Source organism: Microcystis sp. M_QC_C_20170808_M3Col, assembly GCF_007095505.1.
Taxonomy (GTDB): domain Bacteria; phylum Cyanobacteriota; class Cyanobacteriia; order Cyanobacteriales; family Microcystaceae; genus Microcystis.
This window is the reverse complement of sequence record NZ_SFBY01000242.1, coordinates 1-5,908: the sequence shown is the minus strand read 5'-3', so window position 1 is coordinate 5,908 and position 5,908 is coordinate 1. Positions and strand designations below refer to the sequence as shown.

Below are 5,908 nucleotides of genomic sequence, written 5' to 3'. Positions count from 1 at the left end.
TCAAAATCTGTCGAAATGTTAGAGCACTCAATTCGGCTTCTTATTCATTACCTCAAGTTTAAGGATGTTCCTATTCCCTGCGTTTCTGCTTGATTCATCTTTCTGTCTGACAACGCCGATTTTTTCCATACAACACCCCAAATACGGATTTTCTGGCTCTTCGTTACTTGTTATGGTTCGATAGGGTGGCATAAATCGACTAAATCCTTATCTGGCAAGAGATTTAATTGATTAGTTCGCTCTAGATCAAAAACAATTTACAAAAATCGCCAAACGTTTTTCTCTATAAGGGTTCCGTCCCTTATAACCCCCGTACATTGCATAACACAAACCGAAGAACCCATTTCGTTGCCGTGCCTAGAATTTTATTGTCTAGTACAGCATCGCTACTATAGCACGATCGATTTAACTTGACTAGGAATGGATGAGGGCAAATAATCAATTAATCGATCGAGATCAAGACTCAATGTCTGATAACTTGTTATTGGTGGGGTAGGGAATCACCTAAGTCACCCTGTTGAATTATGTCTTGTCATTAAAAATGTTTAAGCGATCGCTTTTCTTGCCCCTGTTAATTTTATCCCTTAGTTGTACGCTGCTTTTTAGTGCTTGTCGTCAACAAACAGCTAATAATCCTCCAGCAACGGACAATAATAACACAGAAACTTTAAAACTTTTATATTGGCAAGCGCCGACGATTTTAAATCCCCATCTCTCCACGGGATTTAAAGACTCAGAAGCGAGTCGCATTACCCTAGAACCTTTGGCTAGTTTCAATGAAAAAGGGGAATTAGTTCCTTTTTTAGCGGCAGAAATTCCTACTATTGAAAATGGGGGAGTTGCCCGGGATGGTAAATCGGTGACATGGAAGCTAAAAAAAGATATTAAATGGTCAGATGGTACTCCTTTTACTGCCAAAGATGTCATCGCTACCTATAATTTTATTACCAATCCGAAAACTGGTTCTACTAGCGCTGGCAATTATGAAATAGTTAAAAGTGTGGAAGCGATCGATCCCCATACGGTTAAAATAACTTTTAAGCAAGTTAATCCCGCTTGGTCATTAGTTTTTGTGGGGACAGAAGGGATGATTTTACCTGCCCATCTCTATGAAAAGTATAGCAATGAAACAGCACGTCAAGCCCCTGCTAATTTATTACCGGTGGGAACTGGCCCCTATAAAGTGGTAGAGTTTAAACCGGGAGACACGGCAGTTTATGAACCAAATTCTTTCTTTCGAGAAGCGGATAAATTAGGTTTTCAAAGAATAGAATTAAAAGGAGGAGGTGATGCAACTTCGGCGGCACGAGCGGTTTTACAGACACAGGAGGCGGATTATGCCTATAATTTGCAAGTAGAGGCAAGGGTTTTAAGTGATTTAGAAAAAGCGGGTCGGGGTCAATTAATATCTAGTTTCGGTTCTTTGATTGAACGAGTTTTATTTAATCTGAGTGATCCTAATCAAGTTACTCCTGAAGGTGAGAGGTCTAGTATTAAGTTTCCCCATCCTTTTTTGAGTGATGTGAAAGTAAGAGAAGCTTTGTCTTTAGCTGTTGATAGAGATACTATTGCCACGCAACTTTATGGTATTACTGGGAAAACAACTCCTAATTTTATTGTGATGCCATCAGAATATAATTCTCCCAATACTAGCTATGAATTTAATCTAGAAAAGGCTAAGAAATTACTAGATGATGCGGGATGGAAAGATAGTAATGGTGATGGCACTAGGGATAAAAATGGGGTAGAAATGAAATTAGTTTTTCAAACCACTGTCAATCCTCTCCGTCAGAAAACCCAAGAAATTATCAAACAAAGTTTACAAGCGATCGGGGTAGAAGTAGAATTAAAAACTGTTGATGCCAGTATTTTCTTTTCTAGCGATCCTGCTAACGATGACACGGTAGAAAAGTTTTATGCTGACCTACAAATGTACACTACAGGTAATAATAGTCCCGATCCGAAAGCCTATTTTAAAACCTTTACCTGTAGCGAAATTCCCCAAAAAGCTGATGGTTGGTCTGGGGATAATTATGCTCGTTATTGTAATCCTGAATACGATAAATTATGGCAAGCTTTTAGTCAGGAATTAAACCCAGAAAAACGGCGAGAAATAGCGATTAAAATGAATGATATGTTAATCAATGATTTTGTGATTATTCCCCTAGTTCATCGTGCCGATGTGGTGGCAATTAGCAATAGTTTATCGGGGTTTGAATTAACTCCCTGGGATAGAAATACCTGGAAGATCAAAGACTGGAAGCGTAGTAAATAAATGCTGAAATATTTTCTGAGAAGATTATTATTTTCGATTCCCACTCTTTTAGCTATTAGTATGGTAGTTTTTGGCATTTTGGCCCTAGCACCGGGGGATCCGATGGGAGAATTTGCCGCTAATCCTGCTATTACAGAAGCGGTGCGAGAAAATATTCGCAAAAGTTTCGGATTAGATCAACCCCTTCCTGTGCGTTATGTCAAGTGGTTGTTAGCATTTCTTCAAGGAGATATGGGCTATTCTTTCACCAGTCGCAGCCCAGTTTTTACCCTAATTTGGCAGCGTTTACCCACAACTCTCTGGATTGTCGGTATTGCCTATATTTTCGGGGTTTTAATCGCTTTTCCTTTGGGCATAATTTCAGCAGTCAAGCGCTATTCTTGGTTAGACAAAATCATCTCTACTTTTTCGATGCTTGGCTTTTCTTTACCCACCTTTGTGACGGGATTATTATTAATAATTATCTTTAGTGTGCAGTTAAACTGGCTACCATCTTTTTATAATAGTACCCTAGAAATTAGCGATTTTAATAGTTTGATCGAGCAGGTTAAACAGTCAATTATGCCCATAACTGTATTAAGCTTATATCAAGGGGCGATGTTGATGCGTTTCGTGCGTTCTTCCGTAACTGAAGAAATTCACCAAGAGTACGTTAAAACTGCCTTAGCGAAGGGACTAACTAATTTTTCTGTCCTAACTAAGCATATAGTTCGCAATGCTTTAATCCCCGTTGTCACCCTGATTGCTCTCGATATTCCCTCAATTTTTACCGGTGCTTTAGTTACAGAACAAGTGTTTCGTGTACCGGGGATTGGTGCTTTATTAATCGATTCTATTTCCCGCAGTGATACCCCCGTAGTGATGGCGATTACCTTTATCTATGGGATTTTAATTGTTATCTTTAACTTAATTGCCGATTTAACCTATAGTTGGCTCGATCCGCGAGTCAGATATTAGTCATGAACATTACAGAATCCTTACACACGGCGATTTTAGTCACCGATCTAGAAAAAGCCGTTAACTTTTACGAAAATGTTCTAGGATTGACTAGAATTGATCGCCCTTTGCAATACGATTGGGTTTGGTATCAAGTGGGAGATTATCAAATTCATTTAATTGTCGATAGCAATTACCAAAACTACCGTCCCAATCCCGAAAAATGGGGACGCAATCCTCATATTGCCTTCGCTATTGATGACGTGGCAGCCATGGGTAACTATCTAGAAAGTCAAGGTTATACAATTCAAATGAGTGCCTCGGTTAGAAAGGCATTATTTGTCAGTGATACCGACGGTAATATCCTAGAAATGAGCCAAATTTAGCCTGAAAAATTCCCTGATATGTTAGACCAATTACAGACTCAACTCTATCACCTTGAACAATACGCCGATCGCTTAGTGACTTCCCAACTAACTCACCTTAGTTTTGTCAGTATTGCCGTGATTTTTCTAGCCGGTTTACTCACCAGTCTTACCCCCTGTATGCTGTCGATGTTGCCGATTACCGTCGCTTATATCGGGGGTTACGAAAATAAAGGCCGTCTAGCGGCTTTTTGGCAGTCCACATGGTTTTCCCTAGGATTAGCCACCACCTTAGCGGGATTGGGACTAATTGCCGCTACTTTAGGAAAAGTCTATGGACAAGTGGGGATCGGTTTACCGATTATCGTCAGTGCGATCGCTATTTTCATGGGGTTAAACCTCTTGGAATTATTACCCCTGCGCTTCCCCTCCCTTGGCGCTACCGATTGGATTACCGGCGATTTTCCCCCGATTTTGCGGTCCTATCTTCTCGGTTTAACATTTGGTTTAATCGCCTCTCCATGTAGTACACCAGTTCTAGCAACTTTATTGGCATGGGTGGCAAATACAGGAGATTTAAGCTTAGGAGGGGGATTATTGTTATCCTACACTGCCGGCTATGTTTTACCGCTGATTATCGTCGGTTCTTTTACTGCTTCGCTGAAAAGCTTTCTTTCCCTGCGTCAATGGTCCGGGTGGATTAATCCTGTCAGTGGGGTTTTATTAATCGGTTTTGGAGTTTTTTCTTTATTATCTCGTCTGCTGTGATGGTGGAGAGTTATGATAGATAATTGGCTAGAATTGCAAAACTTTTAACTATGACTATATCGGAAACTTCCTCAAATTTAAAGAATACACCGCCCCAATGGGGACGTAAATTTATCCAGACTATTGCCGATCTGCGATTGGCAATTATCCTCTTACTTTTAATCGCTATTTTTAGCATTTCTGGGACAGTAATCGAACAGGGACAATCCCTATCTTTTTACCAAGCTAATTATCCTGAGAAACCCGCTTTATTTGGGTTTCTGACTTGGAAAGTTTTATTACTAATGGGATTAAATCATGTTTATAGTACTTGGTGGTATCTATCATTATTAATTCTCTTTGGTTCCAGTTTAACCGCTTGCACCTTCCGACGACAATTTCCTGCTTTAAAGGCAGCAAAAAAATGGCAATTTTATCAACAATCTCGCCAATTTCAAAAACTAGCTTTAAGTGCTGAATTAGAAACTGGTTCCCTAGAATCCCTAACCCCCTTGTTAGAAAAAAAAGGCTACAAAGTTTTTCTAGAAAATAACAGTCTCTATGCTCGTAAAGGTCTGATTGGTAAAATCGGTCCGATTATCGTTCATGCAGCCATGTTAATTATTTTAGCAGGAGCGATCTGGGGAGCGTTAACCGGCTTTTTCGCTCAAGAAATGGTAGCTAGTGGCGATAGTTTTCAGGTTAAAAATATTATTGAAGCTGGACCCTTATCTAAAAATTCTCTCCCTAAGGATTGGGGGATTAAAGTTAATCGTTTTTGGATTGATTATAGTCCTCAAGGTGATATAGAACAATTTTATTCTGATTTGTCGGTGATCGATGATCAAGGACAGGAGATCGATCGCAAAACTATTCAAGTTAATCAACCTTTGCACCATAAAGGGGTGACTTTTTATCAAACCAGTTGGGGAATTGCTGGGGTAAAAGTACAGGTGAATAATAGTCCGATCCTACAGCTACCGATGGCTAGTTTAGACACCAAAGGTAATGGACAAATCTGGGGAACTTGGATTCCGACTAAAACCGATCTTAGTGAGGGAGTTTCTCTTTTAGCCAGAGATTTACAAGGTACGTTAGTTGTCTATGATGCTCAGGGAGATTTAACCTCTGCTGTACGAGAAGGAATGACGATTCCCATCAATGGAGTTAATCTAAAAATAGTCGAATTAGTGGGCAGTACAGGGTTACAAATTAAGGCAGATCCGGGAGTGCCTATTGTCTATTTAGGTTTTGGTTTATTGATGATGGGAGTGGTAATGAGTTACTTTTCCCATTCCCAAATTTGGGCTTTACAATCGGGCGATCGCTTTTATATTGGTGGTAAAACTAATCGCGCTCAAGTCAGTTTTGAACGGGAAATAATTGATACCATTGAAAGGCTAAAGTTAAAGTAGAATTGACGTTAATCTGGTGTCGTTTCCCGATAAAAAGTTCTGTTTATCTATCTAGGGTTTGCTGAATAAAGCTAAAAACCTTACAGGAAAGGGCTTTTAGCTTGATTGAGAGTCGCTCAGGTGCCCCTGAATCTGCTAAAATTACTCAAAACCCTTGCATCTTCTCTCCT

At 39.7% G+C, this 5,908-nt stretch carries 5 protein-coding genes; all 5 read left to right on the top strand.

Features of this window, described 5'->3' with window-relative positions:
- Positions 1 to 541: 541 nt before the first annotated feature.
- The 5 genes from EWV84_RS10965 to EWV84_RS10945 are packed head-to-tail and all read left to right on the top strand — an operon-like array spanning position 542 to position 5,738.
- Positions 542 to 2,275 carry a peptide ABC transporter substrate-binding protein gene (locus tag EWV84_RS10965; protein WP_287078031.1) on the top strand — a complete coding sequence of 578 codons (1,734 nt, stop codon included), beginning with the start codon at positions 542 to 544 and terminating at the stop codon, positions 2,273 to 2,275.
- The gene (locus tag EWV84_RS10960; RefSeq protein ID WP_286824021.1) at positions 2,276 to 3,232 is read left to right on the top strand and encodes an ABC transporter permease; all 957 of its coding nucleotides are present in this window, start codon (positions 2,276 to 2,278) and stop codon (positions 3,230 to 3,232) included. It begins immediately after the preceding gene.
- Between the two features lie 2 nt (positions 3,233 to 3,234).
- Complete coding sequence (locus EWV84_RS10955) at positions 3,235 to 3,597, top strand: VOC family protein (RefSeq protein ID WP_287078030.1); 363 nt, start codon at positions 3,235 to 3,237, stop codon at positions 3,595 to 3,597.
- A gap of 18 nt (positions 3,598 to 3,615) precedes the next feature.
- Complete coding sequence (locus EWV84_RS10950) at positions 3,616 to 4,344, top strand: cytochrome c biogenesis protein CcdA (protein WP_190356815.1); 729 nt, start codon at positions 3,616 to 3,618, stop codon at positions 4,342 to 4,344.
- A 50-nt stretch (positions 4,345 to 4,394) separates the two neighbouring features.
- Positions 4,395 to 5,738: a cytochrome c biogenesis protein gene (locus EWV84_RS10945; RefSeq protein WP_287078029.1), complete on the top strand. Its 1,344-nt coding sequence runs from the start codon at positions 4,395 to 4,397 to the stop codon at positions 5,736 to 5,738.
- The last annotated feature ends 170 nt before the right edge of the window (positions 5,739 to 5,908 follow it).

What these genes read in the sequence shown, in the direction of transcription:
- EWV84_RS10960 (WP_286824021.1), top strand. Translation starts at nt 2,276, where the DNA reads ATGCTGAAATATTTTCTGAGAAGATTATTATTTTCGATTCCCACTCTT.
- EWV84_RS10950 (WP_190356815.1), top strand. Translation starts at nt 3,616, where the DNA reads ATGTTAGACCAATTACAGACTCAACTCTATCACCTTGAACAATACGCC.
- EWV84_RS10965 (WP_287078031.1), top strand. Translation starts at nt 542, where the DNA reads ATGTTTAAGCGATCGCTTTTCTTGCCCCTGTTAATTTTATCCCTTAGT.
- EWV84_RS10955 (WP_287078030.1), top strand. Translation starts at nt 3,235, where the DNA reads ATGAACATTACAGAATCCTTACACACGGCGATTTTAGTCACCGATCTA.
- EWV84_RS10945 (WP_287078029.1), top strand. Translation starts at nt 4,395, where the DNA reads ATGACTATATCGGAAACTTCCTCAAATTTAAAGAATACACCGCCCCAA.